Annotated in this window: 21 protein-coding genes and 1 riboswitch; of the genes, 10 read left to right on the forward strand and 11 right to left on the reverse strand. The window is 59.9% G+C overall.

What is annotated here, in order from left to right:
* Window positions 1-29 precede the first annotated feature (29 nt).
* The 6 genes from lipA to sucB form a co-directional block, all read right to left on the reverse strand.
* Complete coding sequence (gene lipA / locus QP802_RS00185) at window positions 30-1,076, reverse strand: lipoyl synthase (protein WP_070363464.1); 1,047 nt, start codon at window positions 1,074-1,076, stop codon at window positions 30-32.
* 39 nt (window positions 1,077-1,115) lie between these two features.
* Window positions 1,116-1,916: a lipoyl(octanoyl) transferase LipB gene (lipB, locus tag QP802_RS00190; protein WP_070362179.1), complete on the reverse strand. Its 801-nt coding sequence runs from the start codon at window positions 1,914-1,916 to the stop codon at window positions 1,116-1,118.
* An 18-nt stretch (window positions 1,917-1,934) separates the two neighbouring features.
* Window positions 1,935-2,327 carry a glycine cleavage system protein GcvH gene (gcvH, locus tag QP802_RS00195; protein ID WP_083290837.1) on the reverse strand — a complete coding sequence of 131 codons (393 nt, stop codon included), beginning with the start codon at window positions 2,325-2,327 and terminating at the stop codon, window positions 1,935-1,937.
* A 2-nt stretch (window positions 2,328-2,329) separates the two neighbouring features.
* The gene (gcvT, locus tag QP802_RS00200) at window positions 2,330-3,397 is read right to left on the reverse strand and encodes a glycine cleavage system aminomethyltransferase GcvT (protein WP_284804427.1); all 1,068 of its coding nucleotides are present in this window, start codon (window positions 3,395-3,397) and stop codon (window positions 2,330-2,332) included.
* A 12-nt stretch (window positions 3,398-3,409) separates the two neighbouring features.
* Complete coding sequence (gcvP, locus tag QP802_RS00205) at window positions 3,410-6,268, reverse strand: aminomethyl-transferring glycine dehydrogenase (protein ID WP_284817390.1); 2,859 nt, start codon at window positions 6,266-6,268, stop codon at window positions 3,410-3,412.
* A gap of 166 nt (window positions 6,269-6,434) precedes the next feature.
* A complete protein-coding gene (sucB, locus tag QP802_RS00210) occupies window positions 6,435-8,468 on the reverse strand; it encodes a 2-oxoglutarate dehydrogenase, E2 component, dihydrolipoamide succinyltransferase (protein ID WP_284817391.1) in 2,034 nt (677 codons plus the stop codon).
* A gap of 156 nt (window positions 8,469-8,624) precedes the next feature.
* Here sucB and QP802_RS00215 point away from each other — a divergent pair, with 156 nt between their 5' ends.
* Window positions 8,625-9,020 carry an oxidoreductase gene (locus QP802_RS00215; protein WP_070478965.1) on the forward strand — a complete coding sequence of 132 codons (396 nt, stop codon included), beginning with the start codon at window positions 8,625-8,627 and terminating at the stop codon, window positions 9,018-9,020.
* 9 nt (window positions 9,021-9,029) lie between these two features.
* Here the strand turns inward: QP802_RS00215 and QP802_RS00220 are convergent, their stop codons facing one another.
* On the reverse strand, window positions 9,030-10,520 hold the full coding sequence (locus tag QP802_RS00220; RefSeq protein WP_284817392.1) for a leucyl aminopeptidase: 1,491 nt from the start codon (window positions 10,518-10,520) through the stop codon (window positions 9,030-9,032).
* 147 nt (window positions 10,521-10,667) lie between these two features.
* On the opposite strand from QP802_RS00220, the gene QP802_RS00225 reads away from it, so the two are divergent.
* Complete coding sequence (locus QP802_RS00225; protein WP_284817393.1) at window positions 10,668-11,783, forward strand: branched-chain amino acid aminotransferase; 1,116 nt, start codon at window positions 10,668-10,670, stop codon at window positions 11,781-11,783.
* A 7-nt stretch (window positions 11,784-11,790) separates the two neighbouring features.
* Here the strand turns inward: QP802_RS00225 and QP802_RS00230 are convergent, their stop codons facing one another.
* Window positions 11,791-12,789, reverse strand: coding sequence for a nicotinate-nucleotide--dimethylbenzimidazole phosphoribosyltransferase (locus QP802_RS00230; RefSeq protein WP_284817394.1), 999 nt, complete (start codon window positions 12,787-12,789; stop codon window positions 11,791-11,793).
* 18 nt (window positions 12,790-12,807) lie between these two features.
* Window positions 12,808-13,515 (reverse strand): DUF3043 domain-containing protein, encoded by a 708-nt coding sequence (locus tag QP802_RS00235; RefSeq protein WP_070362186.1) that lies wholly within the window; start codon window positions 13,513-13,515, stop codon window positions 12,808-12,810.
* A gap of 150 nt (window positions 13,516-13,665) precedes the next feature.
* Between QP802_RS00235 and QP802_RS00240 the strand changes: the two genes are divergently transcribed.
* Entirely contained in the window at window positions 13,666-14,010 is a 345-nt protein-coding gene (locus QP802_RS00240) for a HesB/IscA family protein (RefSeq protein ID WP_070362187.1), read from the forward strand.
* Window positions 14,011-14,087: 77 nt separating this feature from the next.
* Here the strand turns inward: QP802_RS00240 and QP802_RS00245 are convergent, their stop codons facing one another.
* Together QP802_RS00245 and asnB are read right to left on the reverse strand one after the other, a co-directional pair.
* Window positions 14,088-15,080 (reverse strand): S41 family peptidase, encoded by a 993-nt coding sequence (locus tag QP802_RS00245; protein WP_284817395.1) that lies wholly within the window; start codon window positions 15,078-15,080, stop codon window positions 14,088-14,090.
* Window positions 15,081-15,093: 13 nt separating this feature from the next.
* The gene (gene asnB, locus QP802_RS00250; protein ID WP_284817396.1) at window positions 15,094-17,016 is read right to left on the reverse strand and encodes an asparagine synthase (glutamine-hydrolyzing); all 1,923 of its coding nucleotides are present in this window, start codon (window positions 17,014-17,016) and stop codon (window positions 15,094-15,096) included.
* Between the two features lie 436 nt (window positions 17,017-17,452).
* On the opposite strand from asnB, the gene ctaC reads away from it, so the two are divergent.
* From ctaC to QP802_RS00285, 7 genes are all read left to right on the forward strand, one after another.
* Window positions 17,453-18,547 carry an aa3-type cytochrome oxidase subunit II gene (gene ctaC / locus QP802_RS00255; RefSeq protein WP_070362189.1) on the forward strand — a complete coding sequence of 365 codons (1,095 nt, stop codon included), beginning with the start codon at window positions 17,453-17,455 and terminating at the stop codon, window positions 18,545-18,547.
* A gap of 17 nt (window positions 18,548-18,564) precedes the next feature.
* The gene (ctaF, locus tag QP802_RS00260; protein ID WP_284817397.1) at window positions 18,565-18,996 is read left to right on the forward strand and encodes an aa3-type cytochrome oxidase subunit IV; all 432 of its coding nucleotides are present in this window, start codon (window positions 18,565-18,567) and stop codon (window positions 18,994-18,996) included.
* A 455-nt stretch (window positions 18,997-19,451) separates the two neighbouring features.
* Window positions 19,452-20,072 (forward strand): aa3-type cytochrome oxidase subunit III, encoded by a 621-nt coding sequence (gene ctaE / locus QP802_RS00265; RefSeq protein ID WP_284817398.1) that lies wholly within the window; start codon window positions 19,452-19,454, stop codon window positions 20,070-20,072.
* An 80-nt stretch (window positions 20,073-20,152) separates the two neighbouring features.
* Entirely contained in the window at window positions 20,153-21,001 is an 849-nt protein-coding gene (gene qcrC, locus QP802_RS00270; RefSeq protein ID WP_070362191.1) for a cytochrome bc1 complex diheme cytochrome c subunit, read from the forward strand.
* Window positions 20,998-22,218, forward strand: coding sequence for a cytochrome bc1 complex Rieske iron-sulfur subunit (qcrA, locus tag QP802_RS00275; protein ID WP_070362192.1), 1,221 nt, complete (start codon window positions 20,998-21,000; stop codon window positions 22,216-22,218). The genes qcrC and qcrA overlap by 4 nt, the downstream gene beginning before the upstream one ends.
* Complete coding sequence (gene qcrB / locus QP802_RS00280) at window positions 22,218-23,837, forward strand: cytochrome bc1 complex cytochrome b subunit (protein WP_070362193.1); 1,620 nt, start codon at window positions 22,218-22,220, stop codon at window positions 23,835-23,837. The genes qcrA and qcrB overlap by 1 nt, the downstream gene beginning before the upstream one ends.
* Before the next feature lie 535 nt (window positions 23,838-24,372).
* Window positions 24,373-24,546, forward strand: a riboswitch (cyclic di-AMP (ydaO/yuaA leader).
* A 12-nt stretch (window positions 24,547-24,558) separates the two neighbouring features.
* Complete coding sequence (locus tag QP802_RS00285) at window positions 24,559-25,302, forward strand: C40 family peptidase (protein WP_284817399.1); 744 nt, start codon at window positions 24,559-24,561, stop codon at window positions 25,300-25,302.
* Window positions 25,303-25,320 lie beyond the last annotated feature (18 nt).

Genomic DNA, 25,320 nt, shown 5'->3' on the forward strand with positions numbered 1-25,320 from the left:
CATGGCCGGACCAAAGTGGCCAAAGCGGGTTAGGAACGTGTTGCTACCGGGTGATCCTTCGAAGCACCGTACTTCTCCAGGAGCGTCGAGGCTTCCTGGGCAGTATCGCCCTTCGAGGTTTCCGCCAGGTGGCGCAGGTTTTCCGGCAACTCCAGGCCGCGGTGCTCCATCGCCTCGACGTAGAGCTTGCCCGCGCGGTATGAGGAGCGCACCAGTGGACCCGACATGACGGCGCCGAAGCCCATCTCGTAGGCCGCGTCGCGGTACTCGATGAACTCTTCGGGCTTTACCCAACGGTCGATCGGGTGGTACATCGGGCCGGGGCGCAGGTACTGGGTGATCGTGATGATGTCAGTGCCGGCGTCAACAAGGTCTTGCAGCGCCTGCATGACCTCTTCCTGGGTCTCACCCATGCCCAGGATCAGGTTGGACTTGGTGATCAAACCGAAGTCGCGCGCCTGGCGGATGACGTCCAGAGAGCGGTCGTAGCGGAACGCCGGGCGGATGCGCTTAAAGATGCGCGGGACCGTCTCCACGTTGTGCGCGAAGACCTCCGGACGAGCTTCAAAGACCTCCTGGAGCAGATCCGGCTTGCCGGAAAAGTCCGGGGTGAGATTTTCGACGCCAGTATGCGGGTTGAGCTCGTGAATCTTGCGCACAACCTCCGCATACAGCCACGCGCCCTCATCCTCGAGGTCGTCGCGGGTCACACCGGTGATGGTGGAGTAGTTCAGGTTCATCTCGCGAACTGACTCCGCCACACGCTGCGGCTCGTTGACGTCGAGCGGCTCGGGCTTCGCCGAGTTGATCTGGCAGAAGTCACAGCGACGAGAGCAGTTCGCGCCACCGATCAGGAATGTCGCCTCGCGCGACTCCCAGCACTCGTGAATGTTGGGGCAGCCGGCCTCCTGGCACACGGTGTGAAGGGACGCGCCCTTCACCTTCTTTTTCATGTCCTCGTACTCAGGGCCGGTCTTGACCGCGTTGCGGATCCAACGCGGTTTCGACTCGATAGGGGTCTGAGCGTTGCGTTTTTCTACGCGAAGTAGTTTGCGTCCTTCTGGTGCAATAGTCACGCCGTCCACCGTAACGGACAGCCCCTCCAAAGTCGAGGTTTAATGGGAGGCTCGCCTTACATCTCGACGTTTGAGCCCCTTCGTCGGATCCGGTGCCGAACCAAAGCTGTGGTCGGCCACCACGAGCTCGCCTGCAAGGGCGCGCTTGAGGGCGTCGAGCAGCGGAGCGGTCATCTCCTCAGGTGTGACGTCGCGGCCAAGCTCCAGGCTCATCGTGGTCACGTCGGCGTCGTCGATGCCGCACGCAACGATGTGGCCGTAGTGCTCCAAGGTGTTGTCGCAGTTCAGCGCGAGCCCATGCATGGTCACTCCGCGGGTGATGCGGATACCCAGCGCCGCGATCTTCCTATCGCGGTGCGACGCCGAGCTATCCGCCGCGTCGACGGTTTTTGGCACCCAGACGCCGGAGCGGCCGTCGATACGCCCGGCGGCATGTACCCCCGCCTTGCGCACCGTCTCGATGATGGCCTCCTCCAGGCGGCGCACGTAGTCCACGACGTCTACCGGCTGGGCAAGCTTGATGATGGGGTAAAGGACAAGCTGGCCCTCGCCGTGCCACGTGATGCGTCCTCCGCGATCAACGTCCACGACCGGGACCGGGTACGACGGATCCGGCAAGTCCTCCGGCTGGGTTCGCTTGCCCGCGGTAAACACCGAGGGGTGCTGCAGCACCAGCACCGTGTCCGGGATCTCGTCTGCCGCTCGCTGCTTGGCTAAGTCCGCCTGGAGGTGCCAGGCCTCCTCATAATCAACGAGCCCCAGCTCGCGCACATCAATAGGCGCGGCTGAGGCCCGAATGGACTTGTCGGCAGGGAAGAACGGATCGCGTGGAGCTGTCATGCCTGCCAACGATAGTCGCTAGTTTTCGACACCGTTAGCGGCAGCGTACTCATCTGCCGTCATCAGCGGGCCGACCTCCTCGACCTCAACCTCGAAGAGCCAGCCGGCGCCGAACGGGTCCTCGTTAATGGCCTCGTAGGCGCCGTCGATGTCTTCGTTGACCGCGGTGACCGTGCCAGTGACCGGTGCGTACAGGTCGGAGACCGACTTCGTCGACTCGACCTCGCCACAGGTTTCACCCGCCGTGACCTGGTCGCCGACCTGTGGCAGCTCAGCGAACACGACCTCGCCGAGGCGATCCGCCGCAACGTTCGTGATGCCTACGCGCACCTTGGTGCCAGCAGCGTCCTCAGGGCGAGCGTTGATCCACTCGTGATCCTCCGAGTAGTAAAAATCAGGGTTCAAAGACATGATTACTTGTCCTTTCGGGAATAGAACGGTGTGTCCACAATAGTAAACGGATAGCGGCGGCCGCGGATATCAATCTCAACATCCGTGCCAACCTCGGCGTGCGCTGGGTCGATGTGTGCGAGCGCCACCGGACGCTGCAGCGTGGGCGAAGGCTGCCCGGAGGTGACCACGCCGATGCGCGTATCGCCCAGGTAAATCTCGGCACCCTCGCGAGCAGCGCGACGCTGCTCCGACGACAGCCCGGCAATAACCACCGACGGCTCGCGGCTGACAAGCGCGTCCTTGCCCACGAAGTCCGCCTCTTTCTTCGCAAACGCGCGGCCCATCCCGGCCTCGACCGGAGTGATCTCGCGGGAAAGCTCGTGGCCGTACAACGGCATCGACGCCTCGAGCCGCAGGGAGTCGCGCGCAGCCAGGCCGCACGGCGTCGCGTTCGGTGCGAGCGCGTCCCAGATCGCGCGGGCGTCCTCGCGGTCGCAGTAGAGCTCGAAGCCGTCCTCGCCGGTGTAGCCGGTGCGAGCGACCAGCACGTCGCAGTCACCGAAGCGCATCGGTGCCGCCGAGTAGTATGCCAAGGCACCGGCGTCGCCGTCGAGGTGCGAAGCGATCGTCGATAAGGAATCAGGGCCCTGCACCGCAACAAGCGCGACGTCCGCGCTACGGTTCGTCAGCTCTACATCGAAGCTTGCTGCGCGCTCCTGAAATGCCTCCCACACCGCGGGCGTGTTGCCAGCGTTCGGCACGACCAGGAAGTGATCGTCTGCGAGGCGGTAGGAGATCAAATCGTCGATGATGCCGCCATCTTCGGCCACAATCATCGAGTACTTCGCCTTGCCAACACGCAACGTAGATAGCGTGGAAATCAACGTGTAGTCCAAAAACTCCGCAGCCTGGGGGCCGCGTACATCAATCTCGCCCATGTGGGAGAGATCAAAGATGCCGACGCGCTCGCGCACCGCACGGTGCTCCGCAAGCTCGTTGTCGTACTTCAGTGGCATGTTCCAGCCACCGAAGTCCGTAAAGGAAGCACCAAGCTCCTCATGCGCTGCAAACAAAGGGGTCTCAGCCATCACAATCACTCCTTACTTTTCCGCACTCGCTGAACTTTCAGAAATATCAAACGCCTCCGGCGGCGGGCAGGAGCACACCAGGTTGCGGTCGCCGTACGCCTCATCAATGCGGCGCACAGGCGGGAAGTACTTCTCGCGCACCAAGCGCTCTACCGGGTAGGCGGCCTGCTCGCGGGAGAACTCGTAGTCCCACGCGGTGCTAGCGACGCTGTGCGCGGTAAACGGCGCATGGTGCAGGACGGAGGCCTCGTAGGACACCTTGCCGTCGATGATCTCTTGGATCTCCGCGCGGATGGAACGCATCGCCTCGATGAAGCGATCCAGCTCGTCCAGATCCTCGGACTCGGTCGGCTCCACCATCAGTGTGCCCGCCACCGGGAACGCCAGGGTAGGGGCGTGGAAGCCGTAGTCCACCAGGCGCTTCGCCACATCCGCCGCGGTCACGCCCGAGCGGTCCGTCAGCTCGCGCAGGTCAAGGATGCACTCGTGGCCCACCAGCCCATGCTCGCCGGTGTAGAGCACCGGGAAGGAATCGTGCAGCTCGTGAGCCACGTAGTTCGCCGCCAGCACCGCATGCGCAGTTGCGGACGCCAACCCCTCCGCACCGCTCATCGCGATGTAGGACCACGCGATCTGCAGCACGCCCGCCGAGCCGAACTTCGCCGCGGCAACCGGCACGCCCTCGCCAACTGGGGCAGGGTCGGCCGCATGCGTTGGGTCGACGTTCGGGTCCGTCGGCAGGAACGGAATCAGGTGCTCCGCCACACCAATCGGGCCAACGCCCGGGCCGCCACCGCCGTGCGGAATCGTAAACGTCTTATGCAGGTTCAGGTGCGATACGTCGCCACCAAAGTCACCCGGGCGCGCAAGCCCAGTCAGCGCGTTCATGTTCGCGCCATCGATGTAGACCTGACCGCCCACCGCGTGCACCTTCTCCGCGACGGCCTGCACCGTGTCCTCATACACACCGTGCGTGGACGGGTAGGTGACCATAATCGCCGCGACGTGCTCGCCGTGCTGCTCCAGCTTCGCATCCAAGTCAGCCAGGTCGATCGAGCCATCCTCAGCAGTCTTGACGACGACCACCCGAAGGTTCGCAAGCGTCGCCGACGCAGCGTTCGTACCGTGCGCCGACGCCGGGATCAAGCAGATATCACGGCCATGGTCACCACGGGAAACGTGGTAGCGGCGAATCGCCAACAGGCCAGCCAGCTCGCCCGTCGCTCCCGAGTTTGGCTGCATGGATACCTCGGCGTATCCGGTGATTTCGACAAGCCAGGCGCGGAGCTCGTCGATAAGCTCCCTCCAACCAGCCGTGAAGCGATCCGGTGTGTACGGGTGCACGTTCGCGAATGCTGGCCACGTGATGGTCTCTAGGCCCGCGGTCGGGTTCAGCTTCATCGTGCAGGAACCCAGCGGGATCATCGTGCGATCCAGCGCGAGGTCCTTGTCGCCGAGCTTGCGGATGTAGCGCATCATCTGCGTCTCAGAATGCACCGAGTTGAAGTTGGGGTGCGTCATGAACTCCGTTGTGCGGCGCAGCGCCTCGGGCAGCGCGGACGGCGCTTCGTTGGCCACCGTATCGACGCCGAAGCCCGCCAGCAGCGCCGCAAGGTCCTCCTCGGATGTGTCCTCGCCGAAGGAGACGCCGACGGTGGTCGCGTCAATCGGACGCACCAGGTAGCCCGCATCCGCCAAACGCTCGCACACCGCCTCCGAGTTGTCCACGACGACGGCCACCGTGTCGAAGAACGCGTCGTGCTTGACCTCGATACCCGCGTCACGCAGGGACTTGGCGAAGCGCGCCGCCCAGTCATGCACCTGAGCAGCGATAGCCTCAAGACCGCGTGGGCCGTGGTACACGGCGTACATCGACGCTGTCACCGCGAGCAACGCCTGCGCGGTACAGATGTTGGAGGTCGCGCGCTCGCGACGAATATGCTGCTCACGGGTCTGCAGGGCCAGGCGGTAGGCAGGAGTGCCCTCCGCGTCCTTCGACACACCCACCAGGCGGCCCGGCAGCTGGCGCTTCATCTTCTCCTTGACCGCCATGTACGCGGCGTGCGGGCCACCGTAGAACAGCGGAACGCCGAAGCGCTGCGTGGACCCGATCGCGATATCCGCGCCAAGCTCACCAGGGGACTCCAGCAGCGTCAGCGCAAGAATATCCGCATCCACCGCGACCAAGCCCCCGCGCTCGTGCACCGCCTCGACCACCACGCGAGGATCAACCACGTCGCCCTCGGTGCCGGGGTAGGCCACGATGGCACCCACGAGGCCCTCTCCCACGACCCCCTCACGCAGGTCAACGACCTCCACCTCGAGGTCAAGCGTGCGAGCACGCTCCGACGCGACCCGCAACACCTGCGGGTGCAGGCGCGCATCCAGCAGCACCGTCCGACCCTTGCGCACTGCGCGAGCCATCAAGCCGACAGCCTCCGCAGCCGCCGAAGCCTCATCCAGCAGGGAAGCGTTCGCAATGTCCAGGCCGGTCAGGTCCTGCACCATAGTTTGGAAGTTCAGCAGTGCCTCAAGACGACCCTGCGAAATCTCAGGCTGATACGGCGTATACGCCGTGTACCACCCAGCATCCTCGACCACACCGCGCCGAATTACCGGCGGCGTCAACGTCGACGAGTACCCCTGGCCGTAGAACGCCTTGAGCACCTCATTTTTCGACGCCAACTCCCGCAACCGATCCTGCGCCTGGTATTCCGTGAGCGGGGCGGGAAGGTTGAGTGGCCCTTGAAGTAGCAGATCGGCGGGGATCGCGGCAGTGGTCAGCGCCTCGAGTGAGTCGTAGCCGACTTTCGCGAGCATCGCCTCCGTTTCCTGCGTGTCCGGACCGATATGGCGGGTGATGTAATCCAAGATCTACTCCTTTGGTAGTTCTGAACCTGATGTCGTGAATAGTCTACGGGGCAAAACTGGCCTGGGTCGGCCAGTCAGCTGAAAATATGCGGAGGTGAAAACAGCGGTGGCCCCAACACTGTATTGGCATTGGGGCCACCGCTAAGATTCCTCATCTTGACCTGTTTTAGAGGTCCAGGTCGTCTTCAAAGTCGCCGGTTTCGATGCGGTCCTTGATCGTGGTGACGAAGCGGCCTGCATCTGCGCCGTCGATCAGCTGGTGATCGTAGGTGAATGGCAGATAGCACATCTGGCGGATCGCGATGGAGTCGCTACCTTCCTCTGTAACGATGACCGGGCGCTTCTCAATCGCCGCGGTACCCAGGATGCCTGCCTGTGGCGGGGTGAGCACCGGCGTATCCAGCAGTGCACCTTCGGAACCGATGTTGGTCACCGTGAACGTTGCACCAGACAGGTCGTCCGGGCGCAGCTTCTTGTTGCGTGCGCGGGTCGCCAGGTCGTTGATAGCTTGCGCGATCTGCGCCAGGTTCAGGTCCTGTGCACGCTTGATCACCGGCACGAGCAGGCCCTGTGGCGTATCCACTGCGACACCAATATTGACGTCCTCGTGGTAGGTGATCTCCTTCTTCTCCGCATCGTAGGACGCGTTGACGTTCGGGTGGGAGACCAGGGCCTCGGCCGTCGCCTTGATGAAGAACGCGAGGTAGGTGATGTTGGCGTCGTGCTTCTTGATGAACTCCGGCTTCACGCGCTTGCGCAGCTCTGCGATGCGGGTGACGTCGACTTCCTGAACGTGCGTCAGCTGAGCCGTGGTCTGCAGCGACTCGACCATCTTCGCAGCGGTGATCTCGCGGATGCGGTTGACCTTCTGGGTGGTGCCGATCAGTGACTGCTTCTCCGGATCCACGGACTTGGTGGACCAGTTGGAGCGTGCGCCCTTCTTTTCCTCGGACTTCGGAGCCGATGCCTCGGCCTTGTCGTCGGATCCACCCTTCGCTGCAGCGATCACGTCCTGCTTGCGGATTCGGCCACCAACGCCGGTGCCCTCAACCGTGGACAGGTCAACGCCGTGCTTTTCTGCCAGCTTGCGCACGAGCGGGGTGACGTACGGGAGGGAACCGTCGGACTTGTTCACCTTGGTCGAAGCCTGCTGTGCTGGCTTGTCTTCCTTCGGCTTCTCCTCCTTTGGCTCTTCAGCCTTCGGGGCTTCCTTCTTTTCTTCCTTGGGTTCTTCCTTTGGCTCTTCGGCCTTTGGGGCTTCCTTTTCAGCTGGCTTGGCGTCAGCGTCGCCGATGCGGGCGATGACTTCGCCGACCTCGACGGTGTCGTCTTCCTCAGCGAGAATCTCTACGAGCGTGCCTGCGACAGGGGAAGGAATCTCGGTATCGACCTTGTCGGTGGAGACCTCGAGCAGTGGCTCGTCGACCTCGACGGCGTCGCCGACTTCCTTCAGCCAGGTGGTGATGGTGCCTTCGGTGACGGATTCGCCGAGCTCAGGCATGGAGACGTCGGTAGCGTCGCCGGAGGCTGGCTTGTCAGCCTTCTCTTCCTCCGGAGCTTCCTTCTTTTCTTCCTTTGGCTCTTCGGCCTTTGGAGCTTCCTTTTCAGCTGGCTTGGCGTCAGCGTCGCCGATGCGGGCGATGACTTCGCCGACCTCGACGGTGTCGTCTTCCTCAGCGAGGATCTCTACGAGGGTGCCTGCGACAGGGGAAGGAATCTCGGTATCGACCTTGTCGGTGGAGACCTCGAGCAGTGGCTCGTCGACCTCGACGGTGTCGCCGACTTCCTTCAGCCAGGTGGTGATAGTGCCTTCCGTGACGGATTCGCCCAGCTCAGGCATGGAGACATCGGTGGCGTCGCCGGAGGAAGGCTTGTCAGCCTTCTCTTCCTCCGGAGCTTTCTTTGGCTCCTCTTCTTCCTGAGGCTCCTCGTCCTTTGCCGAGTCCGATGCCGGAGCTTCGCCTTCTTCGCCGATAATCACAATCACGTCACCGACATCAACGGTGTCGTCTTCCTCGGCCTTAATCTCGAGGATTACACCGGCGACAGGGGAAGGAATCTCCGTGTCGACCTTATCGGTGGAAACCTCCAGCAATGGTTCGTCGACCTCTACCTTGTCGCCGACTTCCTTCAGCCAGGTGGTGATAGTGCCTTCCGTGACGGATTCGCCCAGCTCAGGCATCTCGACAGAGTGCGCCATAATTTAGTCTCCTCGCAGATACATTTTCGTAGAAGCTATACAGGTCAATAGCGTACCTGTCACCGAAGACTTTCGTGCCTTTCGGGGGCAACTAATTTGTTGAAGGCCACCAAACGCAGAATTGGGGCGTCGAGAAATATCCGTATGATGAGAGAAGTGTTTAACCTGTTCGGCAAGCGGAAGAAGCAGACCACCTTCAAACCCCCACGCGCGCCCGGCGAAACCATCCGGCCGGAAGACGCTGCCTACCTCCAGGAATGGGTTGCGAAGCGTGCCTTCGTTGAGGGGTTTGTTGAGCCGGAAACGATGGTCAACGAGATGTCCGTCGTGCTTGTCGATGAAGAGGGCAACTACACCCGCCGGCGCATCGGAGGTCCCAAAGGTATCGACGCCGTCGCTACGCTGCTGAATATATCTCTTTATGACGTCGAAGAGACCGGGTACCCGGACCGGATGCGTCGCAAGATGGAGCAAGAACGCATCCTGCGGAAGCGAGCGGAACAGAAAGAACGCCGCGCCAAGTTTGAGCGCGGCGAACATCCCTTTTCCTAAATCCGGGGACTAGTTGGCTTCAGCAATGCTGCGAAGCGTTGCAACGATCGTGCGCAGCGGGGCGCCCGTCGCACGCTTCGGCGTGTAGCCGTGCGGTGAACCGCCGTTCCACGCCGGGCCGGCGACATCGATGTGCACCCACTCGGTGTCCTCGCCGACGAAGCGGGACAGGTACAGGCCAGCGAACAGCATGCCGCCGGTACGGGCATTGTGGACGTTGCGGATATCGGCGACGGGGGACTTCAGCTCTTCTTCCTGTTCCTCCAGCAGCGGCATCGCCCAGGCCTGCTCGCCAACCTCGCGGCCCAGCGCAGCGACGCGGTCGCGGAACTCATCAGAGCCCATGACGCCGGCAGTGCGGTTGCCGAGGGCGACGAGCTGAGCGCCGGTCAGCGTGGACGTCTCAATCATGAAGTCAGGGTTATCTTCAGCCGCGCGTGCCATCGCGTCCGCCAGCACGAGGCGCCCTTCAGCGTCGGTGTTGAGTACCTCGCTGGTGATGCCGCCGTAGTGGCGAATCACGTCGCCCGGGCGGGTGGCAGTGCCGGATGGCATGTTCTCCGCGAGTGGCAGCCAGGCGTCGACCGCAACATCCAGGTTGAGGCGGGCAGCTGCAACAATTGCGCCGAACTGAGCAGCAGAGCCGCCCATGTCGGAAATCATGTCCTCCATCTTTGCACCCGGCTTGAGGGAGATGCCGCCGGTATCGAAGGTGATGCCCTTGCCAACCAACGCGACAGAGGACTTCGACGCGGAAGGCGTCCACTTCAGGTGCACCAGGCGCGGCGCGCGGGCGGAGCCTTTGCCGACCGCGAGGATGCCGCCGAAGCCCTGCTCCTCAAGCTGCTTCTCGTCGAACACCTCGACCTCGAGTCCAACCTGCTTGCCGACGTTCTCGATGAGCTCCGCGTACACAGCAGGGTAGAGGTGGTTCGACGGCGTGTTCACGAGATCGCGCGCCAGCATGACCGACTCGGCGAGAATCACTGCCTGGTCGAATGCTTCCTTTTCGTCGTCCTTGCCTACAACGGTGACGTCGGTAAGCCCGTGCTCGCCGTCACAGCCGCACTGGCACGGGGCTTTGAAGCCCTTGTATTTATAGGCGCCCAGCAACAGGCCTTCCACGACGGGGGTGACGCCGAATTCAGTCGAGATCACCGCAGACTCCGTGCCATACAGTGTGCGAGCCAGGGAACCGACAGCGCGACGGACAGTCTCATCATCAATCTCATCGGCGTTGCCCAGGCCAAAGGCGATGACCAACTTCCCATCAACGACCACGCGGGTGATCTCGCCGGCGGTGCCCTTCGCGCCGACTGTCTCCAGCGCCTCGAGTGCACCCTTCGGTGCCAGTGAGGTCACTGGGACCTCAACTTTCGAGTCATCCGAGGTCACGGGTAGCAAGAGGGCAGCGGTGTCGCTCGGAGCGGACGTCGAAAAGTTGAGGGAGACGGAGTCGCCCCGGACCGGGAGCAGCGATTCAGGAACCGAAAAAGTCATGAGTACATGCGCCTTTCTTAAGATTATTGAACATCGCCAAGGGTACCTGGAATAAGGGACGCGTGGCGCGGGGCAAGCTATTTGTGCGTGGAAGAAAATATGGAATTCCGGTTCCAAAGAGTGGAATCGGGGAGTAGGGTGGTCTGCATGACTCAAGGCACACCATTTGAAATTATCCCGAATCCGAACAAGGCAACTGACGAAGAGCGCAATGCAGTGCTCGCAAACCCAGCCTTCGGGCAAGAGTTTACTGACCACATGGTCTCCATCGACTGGGACGAGGCCAACGGCTGGCATAACGCGCAGGTCCGCCCGTACGGGCCGATCTCGCTGGACCCGGCGACTAACGTCTTCCACTACGGGCAGGCGATCTTCGAAGGCCTGAAGGCATACCGCCACCACGACGGCTCGATCACGACGTTCCGCCCCGAGCAGAATGCGACGCGTTTTGCCCATTCCGCGCATCGCCTGGCAATGCCTGAGTTGCCGGAGGATCTGTTCATCGAGTCGCTGCAGCAGCTGGTGACGATTGATAAGGACTGGGTCCCCGAAGCTGGCGGGGAAGCGGCGCTGTACCTGCGTCCATTTATGATTGGCACCGAGAAGACGCTCGGGGTGAAGCCCTCGAGCACCTACACCTATTACCTAATTGCATCCCCAGCTGGCGCCTACTTCTCCGGCGGTGTCAAGCCCGTCAGCGTGTGGATCTCCGAGGAATACGTCCGCGCGGCGCCCGGCGGCACCGGTGACGCCAAGTTCGCTGGCAACTACGCGGGTTCCCTGCTCGCGCAGGCCGAGGCAGAAGAAAAGGGCTGCGACCAGGTTGTCTGGCTCGACGCCATTGAGCGCAAGTACATCGAAGAGATGGGCGGCATGAACCTCATGTTCGTCGAGGGCAGCGGGAAGGACGCGAAGTTGATCACCCCAGCACTGTCCGGTTCCCTCCTGGCGGGCATCACCCGCAAATCGCTGCTGCAGGTTGCGGAAGACCTCGGCTACAGCACCGAGGAGCGCAAGATCACGGTGGAGCAGTGGCACAAGGGCGCTGAAAACGGCACCATCAGTGAGACGCTTGCATGCGGTACCGCAGCGGTGATCACTCCGGTCGGGCGCGTGCTGAGCCGCCACGGTGAGTTCACCGTAAACAACAATGAGGCAGGCACCATCACCATGCAGCTGCGCGAGCGCCTGCGCGGTATCCAGGACGGCTCGGTCGAAGACGTCCACGGCTGGAACCACATGCTCGTCCCAGCCGAGAACTAGAGGGATCTCAGGCCGGGGCGCCCTCTGGGGCCTCCGGCCCGAGCACTGTAGTAACGAGCTCAGAAGCCAGGTTGATTTGCGGCAGCGCTGCGAGCGCGCCCACTCCCTGGTTGAGCGACAAGTCCAGTGCCAGCACCGGAATGATATCGAGGGCCTGGAGCGCCAGCATCTGGGCGGGTTCCGGACTGAGCTGGCCCGCCATGATCCACTGCTTCGTGCCGGGTGCGAGGCGCTCGGCGGCGTAGGCGGCGACGGTGGCGTAGAGGCCGTCGAAAAGTACGGGGGTTCGACGAACCGCGGCCTGCGCGAACATACCGACAAGGAACGCGAAATCTGGCCCCGAAAGCTCGGCAAGGACGCGGGGGACGTCGTCACTAAAGGTGCGCACCCGGAACATGGCGTCCCGAATTGCCGCAACTTTCACTTTCCAGACGTTGTCGTCGATGCCCGAGCCGCGCCCGATGATCTTGACCGGCTCGGTGCGCGACAGCGCGCCATAGACGGCGGCGGCGACCGTCGAATTGCCGACGCCAATGTCTCCAGGAATGAACAGGTCAACTCCACTGTCTACGCCCTGGTCAACGACGCGAGCACCGTGCGCGACTGCCTGCTCGAACGCCTCGGGCGTCATGGCGGCTTGCCGGTCTATCGCGCCTGTCGGCAGCGTTAAGTAGTCATTAATCTGAATAATCGACGCGCCCGCGGCTTCCGCTGCAACGCGAGCGACACCGCTACCTGCCGCAATCTGCTTTACAGCGGTCCAGGCGGCGTCGTGCGGCTGCGCGGAAATACCGCGTGCTGCAACACCGTGGTTACCGGCGACAAGCACGCACTGCGGCTGACGGAACGCAACCGGGCGCGTACGGTTTTGCACCGAGGCAGTCCATTCCGCAATCGTTCCCACGCGACCGAGACCGCGCCCCTCCGGGCTGCGCAGTAGTTCGCGGGCAAGCTCGCGGCGCAGGGTTTCGCTTGGATGCTCAATCGGGTCGAATGCAACAGCCATGAAACGTCCTTTGTCCGTTTAGTTCACGGTCTCGCCGATGCGCACCTGTGGCTTCGGCGAGCGCCACTTCCGCGGCTGCGACGCGCGAGAGAACGCGTACATACCAAGGCCGAAGCCGGTATCAGCCGTACCAGGGAACTTCGCGCGCACAGCGTTGTTCGCACGCTTGCCGATCAGGAATGCCTCACCAAGAATCAGCACGATAAACACCATCGGCAAAATAGCGATGGCGCCGGCGATCTCCGGGTACCAGGAGCCGATGAAGAGAATGAGGAACAGCAGGATCGCCAGCGGCATCGCGTAGTTGTTCATGAAGCGGCGCGAATCTACCCAGTCGCGGACGAAGCGGCGGGTTTCGCCACGGTCGCGGTCCATGAGGTAGCGCTCGTCGCCAGCGTCCATCTTGGCTTGGACCTCGCGATTGTGCTTCTTCGCCTCTTCGCGCTGCTGCTTCTTGTATGCCTTCCACTCCTCCTTCGACATCGACTTCTTCAGCTCTTTATTCTTCTGGTACTGCTGAGCGGGAGTCGTCGCGTTGGGGTCGCGGACCACGCCGCGCTTAATCTCCTGATCAAGGCGCTTCGGCGTCGGCCGACCCTTCGGAGGGGTGTAGCCCTTCGGGTACTTCTTCGCGGGTTCCGCGTCGGTTTCGGGAGTCTCCGCTCGATTCGCTGCGGCAGCAGCGGCGGCTGGAGCCTCATCAGATTTCTGCCAAGGAAGTTTCACGCTATACAGGCTACAAGGCCGTCCCCGAAAGTGGGGAATAAGCGCCCGCTCCCATACGCTGTAGACGATGACGGTGTGATGCGAGTACGCTAGTGCCACACTCCGAAGCACGCATCTTGCGTGAAGATATTCGCTAAGCAAGGAGAAAGAATGACTGCACCTACCTCTGCCACGGGCGTGACCCTTACTGAAGCAGCGGCTGCAAAGGCGAAGGCTCTGCTCGACCAGGAAGGCCGCGACGACCTTTCGCTTCGCATTGCTGTTCAGCCAGGTGGCTGCGCTGGCCTGCGCTACCAGCTGTACTTCGACGACCGCGAGCTCGACGGTGACAAGGCTGACGTTGTCGGGGGTGTGCGCCTCGTCGTGGACAAGATGAGCGTGCCGTACCTCACCGGTGCAACGATCGATTTCGCTGACACCATCGAGCAGCAGGGCTTCACCATCGACAACCCGAACGCAGGCTCGGCCTGCGCGTGCGGCGATAGCTTCAACTAAGCAGTAGCTTTTCGACGCCAACACCCCGCGCCCACCTCATGATTGAAGATAGGCGCGGGGTGTTTCGTCTGCGTGGACTAGTTGCAACCGTGCTCGGTCGAGAGCCAATGTTTGGCCTCTTCGAGCGGCGTCTCCGTTTCGACGTCGGGCTGCACCGGATCGTCGGCGAACTCCTCACCAGTGCGCGCCTTGTCCTTCGCGATAGTCAGCATCAGCAGGCTGCCGTCTGGGAAGTCGTACGCCATGTTTGCCGACGCGTAGCCCGCAGTAGGCGAACCGAAACTGCGGGAGTGCTCAAGCCCGCGGAACGACAGCATCGTGGCCTCGCCCGACGAAGCAGAGTCGCCATCGACTAAGACGGCCACCGGCGCATCCCACTTCCCGCCAGAAGTCGTGATCGGGGTGCCGCCGCCGGTCACCGAGTTCCCCTCAACCGTGACCTGGGTAGTGTTCGTCCGAGAGACGAATTCGAGCACCGTGCCATCCGGCAACAGTGAGGAGAGGCCTGCGACCATTGGGCCCATGTCGCCCCCGTCGTTGCCACGCAGATCAACGACAGCCCCGCATGCCCCGGCATCACGCGCGGAAGCCAGACCTGTTGCGAGCGTGTCTGCGTAGCCCTGCACATCATCGTGCCGATCGACGCCAGGCACGGTTGCCACCGCAACGCGGCCCTCGACGCTGACTGAGGCTTCCGACTTCTCTTCCATAGTCCAGCCGAGGTTAGGGTTACCAGGTTCAATCAGACGGGAGTGCTTCCCGCCAGCAGCTTTGACTGCGTCCTCGAGGGCGGGGTAGACGTCGAAAAGCGTATCTGCTTGCTTGGCGGCCTCCTTTGCGCGGGCCTTCGCCTCCTCGAACTCCTTTGAGTCTGCGTAGATGCCCTGCTCGGCGAGCGCGAGCACCGTCGCGCTATACCGCTTCGGCGTCTGTGTCCCCGCGAAACGAGCGGTGCCCGTCAGCATCGCGGTGAGCGTCGGACCGTAGACGAACGCCACGGCGCCAACTGCGAGGAGCAGCGCACTGAGCATCGCGACGATGGTAGTCAGTACCCGTTTCTTGGTCCACATGAGCAGGTCCTCCTTAAAGCTGAACCGGGTATTCCTTGTGCTCGATGCCCGGATCAATGCGATGCTCGACAAAAATGCCGTGCCAGATCATAAACGCGAGCACCGTCCAAAGGCGACGCGAATGATCGGAAACACCGTCACGGTGCTCCTTGAGCATCTCCAGCACCTGGTCCTTGGCGAAGATATGGTCGGTCTGCGAATCGCGGATAGTGTCCTGTGCCCAACCAAAGAGTTCATCGCCGGCCAGCCAGTGGCGCATTGGAACCGGGAAGCCCAGCTTCTTGCGGTGGAGAACATGCGGCGGAACGATCTGCTCCATCGCCTTACGCAACGCATACTTGGTGGTGCCGTGCGCGATCTTCTGGTCGTACGGAATCGTCTGCGCGACTTCAAAGACCTCCTTATCCAGGAACGGCACGCGCAGCTCCAGCGAGTTCGCCATGTTCATCTTGTCCGCCTTGACCAAGATATCGCCGCGCATCCAGGTAAACAGGTCCAAGTTCTGCATCCGGGCAACTGGATCCATCTCTGTCGATGTGGCGTAAATCGGCGCGGTGACCTCGCGGTGGTCCCACTCGCGCTTCGCCCACGGCAGCACACGCTGTAGTTGCTCGAAGTTAAAGGAACGAGCGTTACCGTAGTAACGGTCCTCCATTGGGGTCGTACCGCGTTCGAGTAAGCTCTTGCCCTTCATGCCTTCCGGCAGCACACGGCTTAGCCTGTTCAGTCCCCGTAGAAGAGGCGTCGGCAACTTCTCGAACGGCGCGAGCGACAGCGGTTCCTTATAGATGGTGTACCCACCGAACAGCTCGTCGGCACCCTCACCCGAGAGCACCACCTTGACGTGCTTGCGGGCCTCCTGTGCGACGAAGAACAGCGGGACAAGCGAAGGGTCCGCGACCGGATCATCGAGGTACCACATGATCTTCGGCACCGCGTCCGCGTACTCTTCAGGCGAGACAATCTTCACGATGTGCTCAACACCAATCGCCTCAGCGGACTCCGCAGCCACGTCTACCTCGGAGTAGCCCTCGCGCTCGAAGCCGGTGGTAAACGTCAGCAAGTTCGGATTGTGCCTCTTCGCCAGGGCAGCAATCGCTGTCGAATCAATGCCGCCCGAGAGGAAGGAGCCGACGGTGACGTCCGCTCGCATATGCTTCTCGACGGAGTCTTCGAGCGCCTGAGCGATCCTGTCGTAAAGCTTCTGCTCTTGACCTTGTGGGATTTGCTGTGGCTTGAAGTGTGGTTTGAAGTAGCGCTCCGATGTGACTTCACCGCCAGGCGTCAGTGACACCGTGCAGCCAGACTCCACACGTCGAATGCTCTCGTGCAACGTTTCTGGTTCGGGAACATACTGCAGGTCAACGTAGTGCTCGATAGCTCGCCGATCTAGGTCGAGACCAATCTCCAGCTCTGGAGCCATTTCTAGGATGGACTTTTTCTCGGAAGCGAACACAGTGCCTACCGGGGTAGTAGCGTAAAACAAGGGCTTAATGCCGAATTGATCACGTGCCGCGAACATACGCTGTGTCTCGGTGTCCCAAATGACAAACGCGAACATGCCTCGCAGGTGTTCGACAACCTTCTCTCCCCAGTGGTGGAAGCCAACAACGATTGGCTCGCCGTCCCCCGAGGTATTGAAATCGTAGCCTGCCTCCTGCAGTTCCTCGCGAAGCTCGATGTAGTTATAAATCTCGCCGTTGAACGTCAGCGCGTAGCGCTCCGGATTCTCCTTCGGGCCCCAGCGTAGGGGTTGGTGAGAATGCTCGAGATCGATAATGGCAAGGCGGTTGAAACCAAAAACGGCGTGGTCGTCGTTCCAGGTGCCGGCGGCATCAGGGCCACGGTGATACATGCAGGGCAACGCACGTTCCGCGGCTTCCACGAAGCTTGCGGCATTGCTGTTTGTGGTGAGTAGAGCCAACAGGCCACACATAGACTTGAAAACCTCTCCTATATATAAGGTGTACGCAGCCGTGCGGAGTGCTGGGCCACGAAGCATTTCTTCCAATCAACAATAGGGTTTTCTGTAGGAGATGCGCGAACCAACGAAACCAGCCCCAAAATGCGGAAATTCTTCATCCTTTATTCGGTCCCCAAAAGGGGGCCAACTTATGGTTGAGCAATTTGAGTGAAAAATAAAGCTCTTACCAGGACGTTTGTACCGTTTTATGCAAAACCCGTTGAGTGCACGGCTTTTGCATACACGGTAAAAGATGTCAGCTGACCACGAATGCTTACCTCGACTCAAAATCAAAAGAATTCAGAGGCGATGCGCCTTATCCACTATTCTGACGGAGTAACAATGCTTGGGCGCACCTGTTTGTGCGTCCTGCCGTAAACAGCGAGTGTGGACAGGAAGGCAGACACACGTGGAAAAGGTAAAGGACCGCAACTTCGCGAAGAAAATCGCAGTTGCCGGATCGCTCCTGCTGGGCGGTCTCGCGCTGACGGGCTGTGAGGTTGCACCGCCAGAGGCGCTCTCGAAGGTGCTGGATATGGGTTGGCCAGATCCTGTTACCCCTGAGGGTGAGCAGATGTACAACTTCTGGGTATGGACCTGGGTTGCAGCATGGATTATCGGCATCATCATGTGGGGCTTGTTCCTCACCGCGATTTTCAAGTGGAACGCGAAGAGTCAGGAGAAGCGCGGCAAGTCTGAGTTCCCGAAGCAGCTCCAGTACAACGTGCCGCTGGAACTTGTACTGACGATCATTCCGATCGTCATTGTTATGGTGCTCTTCTTCTTCACCGTCCAGGCGCAGACGAAGACTACAGCCCTCGGCAAGGACCCGAAAGTGACGGTTGACGTAACCGCATACCAGTGGAACTGGAAGTTTGGCTACGCAAACGTTGACGGTGAGTTCACCTCGAACGGTCAGGCATATGACGGTGTTGACACCGAGCGTCAGGCCAAGGCTGAGGCAACGAAGTACGACGACGAGAATATTAAGAACCCGAACCCAATCCACGGCACTTCTACCGGTGACCTCTCGTACCTCAATTTCAATGAGATTGAGACTCTCGGAACCACCGAAGAGGTTCCGGTGCTCGTCCTGCCAACCGATCGTGCGATTGAGTTCCGTCTCGCATCCGGTGACGTGAACCACGCATTCTGGGTTCCTGAATTCCTCTTCAAGCGTGATACCTACGCTCACCCAGAGGTGAACCAGCAGCAGCGTGCATTCCAGATTGAGAAGATCGATAAGACTGGCGCATTCGTTGGTCGCTGTGCCGAGATGTGCGGTACTTACCACTCGATGATGAACTTCGAGGTTCGTGCCGTGACCCCAGAAAAGTTTGCTCAGTACATTCAGTTCCGTATTGACAACCCTGAGGCGCCAAACTCCGATGCGCTCGCATCCATCGGCGAAGCGCCGTACGCCACCTCCACACGTCCGTTCGTGTCTGACCGCCACGGCACCCGCGACGGCAACAACACCAACGACCCTAACGCGACGGTATAGAAAGAGAAGGCAGAGAAATGGCAACTGGTTCAAAAGCTTTCTACGCAATCGGTACCTTCCTGGCGCTGATGGCAGTCTTCTACATGATCAGCACAGCGTGGATTGGTGAAGATGCTTACCTCTACGGGCTCGAATGGGTCGGTGGCGTTGGCTTGGTTCTCGCTACTGCGCTCTGCTTCATGCTCGCTGTCTACCTCGACATCACCGAGCGTCGCATGGACGTTGTTCCGGAAGACTGGGAAGAGGCAGAGGTTGAAGATGGCGCAGGCGTGCTCGGCTTCTTCTCGCCAAGCTCCATCTGGCCGTTCGCAATGTCTGGTGCGGTTATGTTCCTCGGACTCGGAATTGCATTCTGGCAGCTGTGGCTCGTCGTGTTTGGCGCAGTATTCCTCGTGTGGACCACTACGCAGCTGAATCTGCAGTACGGTATCCCGCGCGAGAAGCACTAAAGATTCGCTGACCTCCCCGCCTTCGGGAGGTGTCGGCGAAAACTGATCCCCTTCAGCTAAGGCTGAGGGGGATTTTTGCTTGCTATTTTCATCCTTTCGGTTGAACTCATTCGTAACACTTGGGGGTCATACGAAAGTAGGTCTGCAGCCGGAAACGGTAGCGGTGTAATGTGAGTCCCATCACTATTGGGAACTTTTGAAACACTGCAAAGAATCGATGAAATTGAATCCTGGATTGCCTAAAAATCAGCCGAAAGTGAGCTGAATGAAGTCGAGAAAGTTGTGACCTGCATTGATGTAGTCGGATGAGTGGCTAGAAAAGTTCCCGGTATTGCAGAAAGTTATTTCCTTCGAGCGCTATTAGGCCAGAAAAGGCAGGTTAGCGCGAAATCTGCCGAAAAGTTTGTGGGTGAAAGAAGATGACTTTGACCCGAAAACAGGGGATAATCACATGCGTGACGACCGCAATTTCTAACCAAGGTATGGCGACACCGCAGAATCGTGTCCCGGCGCTGAACCGACCAAACATGGTCAGCGTTGGCACGATCGCGTTCCTCGCCCAAGAGTTGATGTTCTTTGCCGGTTTGTTCGCGATGTATTTCACCTCGCGTGCAAACGGTATGACCGCAGGCGACTGGGATAACCAGACGGCACACCTGAACGTGATGTTCGGCTTGATCATCACGATCGTGCTTGTGTCTTCTTCCGTGACTTCTCAGTTCGGCGTATTTGCAGCAGAAAGGGGTGACGTTTTTGGGCTCCGCAAATGGTTCACGGTAACTATCGCGCTTGGCGTTGTCTTCCTCGGACTCGTGGCTTTCGAGTGGGGAGAAATGATCGTGCACGGCGTGACCATTCAGGCGAGTGTCTTCGGGTCAGTGTTCTTCATCATCACTGGCTTCCACATGGCGCACGTGACCGCCGGCATCATTGCCTTCGTGGTTGTGCTGCTCCGCGTATCTAAGTCGAAGTTCACTCCGGCACAAGCTACTGCAGCAATGGTGACCTCTTACTACTGGCACTTTGTTGACGTAATTTGGGTCGGCGTCTTCATTACTCTGTATATCGTTCAATAGGTATCTGATACGTAGAGTCGCCGTCGAAATGACGGAAGGCCATTTATCTGTATTAGACACTGACGCTCAAAGGGAACAAGATGGAAAAATCACCTAAGAAAAAGCGCAGTCGGCGCAAGGCGCAGCGCACCTTTGCTGGTGCAGCAGCCTTGACGCTCGGCCTCACGGGTGCGGGTTTCCTCGCATCGGCGCTTGCCCCGAACGCGCAGGTCGCTACTGCGCAAAAAGATGACCAGGCAATGATTCAAGAAGGCAAGGACATTTACGACGTCGCTTGCATCACTTGCCATGGCGCAAACCTCCAGGGTGTTGAAGGCCGCGGCCCGTCCCTGATCGGCACCGGCGAAGGTGCTGTGTACTTCCAGGTCAACTCCGGACGTATGCCGATGATGTCGAATGACGCTCAGGCTGAACGCAAGCGTCCTCGTTACACCGAGTCCCAAGCACTGGCACTGGCTGCCTATGTTGCTGCCAACGGTGGGGGACCGGAGCTGGTGTACAACCCAGACGGATCACTCGCGAAGGAAGAGCTTCGCGGTAAGAACTACGATGGCCAGATTCAGGCTGGCGACGTCGCACGTGGCGGCGAGCTCTTCCGCTTGAACTGCGCGTCTTGCCACAACTTCACCGGCCGCGGTGGCGCACTATCTTCTGGTAAGTATGCGCCGGAGTTGGACCCTGCGAATGAGCAGGAGATCTACCAGGCGATGCTGACTGGCCCGCAGAACATGCCAAAGTTCTCGGATCGCCAGCTCAGCGCCGACGAGAAGCGCGACATCATTGCGTTTATTAAGTCCTCGAAGGAAACCCCAAGCCCTGGCGGTTACGCCCTTGGTGGCCTTGGCCCAGTTTCTGAAGGTATGGCTATGTGGATGATCGGCGTAACGCTCGTTGCTGCCGCAGCTATCTGGATTGGATCGCGCTCATGAGTGAAGTAAACAAGAACTACACATCCCAAGATTTGGACCGCATGAATAATGCGGAGCTCGCTGCTCTGGGCACGGAACTCGACGACGTCACCGTTGCGTACCGCAAGGAGCGGTTCCCAGTTGATGGCGACCCACGCGAGAAGTCTTCCGAACTCGGAATCAACATTTGGTTGATTATTTCGGTGCTCTGCGGAATCGCGTTCCTCGGTGTCTACCTCTTCTGGCCATGGGAGCCACGCTTCCACGGCGATGAAGGACTTTGGGTTTACACGCTTTACACGCCACTGCTCGGCCTTACTTCTGGTGTCGGTTTTGCCGCCCTGGGTATCGCGATTGTCCAGTACGTGAAGAAGTTCATCCCTGAGGAGATCTCCGTACAGCGTCGTCACGACGGCCGTTCTTCCGAATTGGACCGTCGCACGACGACCGCTCTGCTGAATGATGCCTGGGAGACTTCCACCCTTGGTCGTCGCAAGGCAATGAAGGGTCTGCTTGGCACCGCTGGTGTTCTCGCCGGCCTCATGGTCGTTGCACCCCTCGGTGGTATGATCAAAAACCCATGGAAGAAGCGCCACGACCTTAACTACTTAGGTGATGGCACGCTTTGGACACACGGGTGGACCATGCAGGAGAAGGGCGTCAAGGTTTACCTCGGTCGCGACACTGGCGCGATCGCCGAGCTGCACGAAGGCGTAGCTGGCTCGCACTACTCCACGGCAGGTGTTTCCCGCCTGGTGCGTATGCGTCCAGAAGACCTCGCTGCTGCTTCCATGGAGACGGTATTCCCGCTCTACCCGGAGGATGTCAACGATGGTGACATTTACGACCCAGAGCGCGACGTATACGAACACCACATGCACTCGCTGCATGGCCCTCGTAACGCAGTTATGCTGATCCGCCTTCGCTCTGAGGACGCACGCCGCGTCGTTGAGCGTGAAGGTCAGGAAGATTTCCACTACGGGGATTACTACGCATACTCCAAGATTTGTACGCACATTGGTTGCCCGACCTCGCTTTACGAAGCGCAGACGAACCGCATCCTTTGTCCGTGCCACCAGTCGCAGTTCGACGCACTGCAGTACGGCAAACCGATCTTCGGACCGGCTGCCCGTGCTCTGCCTCAGCTTCCTGTGACTGTTGACGAAGACGGTTACCTCATCGCCAACGGAAACTTCATCGAGCCCGTCGGCCCGGCATTCTGGGAGCGTAAATCCTAATGAGTACTAAACTTGCACAAGCCGCGGACAACGTTGATTCGCGGTACACGGTAGCCGGTTTCCTCCGGCCACAGTTGAATAAGGTCTTCCCGAGCCACTGGTCTTTCATGCTCGGTGAGATGGCGCTGTACAGCTTCATTATCTTGCTGCTGACAGGTATTTACCTCGCGCTGTTCTTTGACCCTTCCATTACGAAGGTGATCTACGACGGCGGGTACCTACCGCTCAACGGCGTGGAAATGTCACGCGCGTACGCCACGGCTCTGAATATTTCATTCGAGGTCCGCGGTGGCCTGTTCGTTCGTCAGATGCACCACTGGGCTGCGCTGATGTTCATGATGGCGATGTTCGCCCACATGATGCGTATCTTCTTCACCGGTGCGTTCCGCCGCCCACGTGAGGCTAACTGGGTCATCGGCGTTACCCTGATTCTCATCGGCATGGCCGAAGGCTTCATGGGTTACTCCCTGCCAGACGACCTGCTCTCTGGTGTTGGCCTCCGTATTATGTCTGCCATTATTGTTGGTATCCCGATCATCGGTACCTGGATGCACTGGGCAATCTTCGGCGGCGACTTCCCGTCTGACCTGATGCTGGACCGCTTCTACATCCTGCACGTTCTGATCCTCCCGGGCGTGATCCTGGCTCTGATCGCAGCGCACCTGCTGCTCGTCTGGTTCCAGAAGCATACCCAGTTCCCAGGCCCCGGCCGTACCGAGAACAACGTTGTTGGCATCCGCATTATGCCGGTCTTCGCAGTCAAGGCGATCGGCTTCATGATGGTTGTCTTCGGTGTCCTCGCTGCTATGGCTGGTCTGACCACCATCAACGGCATTTGGAACATCGGCCCATACAACCCGTCGCAGGTCTCCGCCGGTTCGCAGCCTGACGTTTACATGCTGTGGACTGACGGCGCAGCTCGTGTCATGCCAGCGTGGGAGCTCTACCTCGGCCCATATACCATTCCGGGTGCTTTCTGGGTTGCCCTCATGTGTGGCGTCATGGTCGTCCTGCTGATCAGCTACCCGTTCATCGAAGCGAAGGTGACCGGTGACACGGCGCACCACAACCTGCTGCAGCGCCCACGTGACGTTCCAGTGCGTACCGGCCTCGGTGTGATGGCACTCGTGTTTTTCCTGTTGCTGACGATTTCCGGTGGCAACGACCACGTTGCTCACTTCTTCCAGATCTCGCTGAACGCGATGACCTGGTTCGGTCGCATCGGTCTCATTGTCTTGCCGCCGTTCGCATACTGGCTGACCTACCGTATCTGTGTTGGTCTGCAGCGTTCCGACCGTGAGGTTCTGGAGCACGGTATCGAAACGGGCATCATCAAGAAGCTGCCTAACGGTGCGTTTGTGGAGATCCACCAGCCGCTTGGCCCAGTCGACGAGCATGGACACCCAGTGCCGCTCGATTACGCTGGTGCTCCGGTTCCGAAGCGCCTCAACCAGCTCGGCTTCGCTGACTCCGAGACCATCGGTAAATTCAAGCCTGCTGAGCTTGGCGTTTCCGAGCGCGTCCGGGACGCGCAGCGCGAGAACCACCATGAGGAGATCGAGACGTTGCGCAAGCTCGAGGAAACCAAACACCTCGATGACCGCAATGCTTCTGAATAGGCTCTAACACACTAGCGGTCGCTCAAGGCGCCCTGGTTGGTTGTACGAGAGTACAGCTGGCCAGGGCGTTTTTGTATGTCTGGTCAGATCACTTTTGGAACTCAGCACCTTTATCTCGCCCGTGCTATGACACGAGCCCACTTCTGACTTCGTTCTGTTACGGCACTTGGTATAGATGCGGAGCAATGGCTCACCGCTTCACGTCTGAAGGCGGAGGAATTTGAAGCCATTTCGAAGCGTTATGGAAGCGTTACACAATGTTAGTGAGCAATGTCACATAAGAGTGATTTAGTGCATTCTTACCAAATCGGCACTCTGTGTACAGGTGAGGAAGGTTCGCAAAAGCGCAGGTAGAAGGTCGTTCGTCAGGTTCGGTACATTGAGGCGCTCTGCTTGTAGTTCTCAGGAAAATTCGCGCGGAATGAGGGGAGGGAAAAATAACGGAACGATAACGGCCGTGTCGTTGGACAAAGATGTTTCCGTTTCGTAACCTAATCGAGACATTGCAGCAACAGCCGTTGAAAGCAAACAGTAAGTACATATAGCGCCTAATTCCCTGAGCCTTAGTGGCTTCGGGAAGCCGGGGACCCAAGCAGGATTTTCTCTCTGGGGTGAATGCGAACGAGAGCGGAGTTTTCCGTGGAAGTCGTAAGGCTGGTTCTCTAGCCCAACCCGTCAGCTAACTCGGTCGGCAAAAGAGAAGATATGGAGTTTTACAATTATGGCTAAGCACCGTCGTCAGGCACACAGCACTGCACGTAACGTCGCGGTAGTGACCGCAGCAGCTGCAGGTGCCTCGCTGCTCTCGCCAATCTCTGCAGAGGCGGCTGAGGTTCGCGTCCCGAACTCGCCGGTAGCTGTTCAGGTTCCAGGTATTGAGAACGTGCCTGGCATCGCTGCGATTCCTGGCATCGAGGCTTGGATCCCATCCCTGGCAGGTCAGAAGTCCAATGCTGATGTCCCTACGGCAATTGCACAGGTTCGTGCGGTTCCTGGCGTCAACAACGTACCTTCGTTTGGCGCATGGCTGGCAAACGTCGAGGCTCAGTTCAAGGCGCCAGCCGCGAAGGCATACTCCGCAAACGTTGCTGCGCCGGCAGTTGCTCCAGCGCCGCAGGTCTCCGCAGGTCAGCGTCTGGTCGATATTGCACGTACAAAGATTGGTGCTGCATACGTATACGGCGCTGCAGGCCCGAACGTGTTCGACTGCTCCGGTTTCACCTCCTGGGTATATGCGCAGGCTGGTAAGTCCATCCCTCGTACCTCGCAGGCGCAGGCGGCTGCGGGTACTCCGGTTCCGCTTGATCAGCTTCAGCCTGGTGACATCGTGGCTTACTACGGTGGCGCTTCCCACGTTGGTATCTACACCGGTAACGGCACTATCATTGATGCACTGAACACCAGCGCTCCGGTCGCTGAGCGTCCACTGCACATGATGCCAGTGCACTCCGCTGTGCGCTTCTAAGCTCGGTATTTATCGGCC

It is taken from the genome of Corynebacterium sp. UMB10119B (assembly GCF_030228125.1).
GTDB lineage: Bacteria > Actinomycetota > Actinomycetes > Mycobacteriales > Mycobacteriaceae > Corynebacterium > Corynebacterium pseudogenitalium.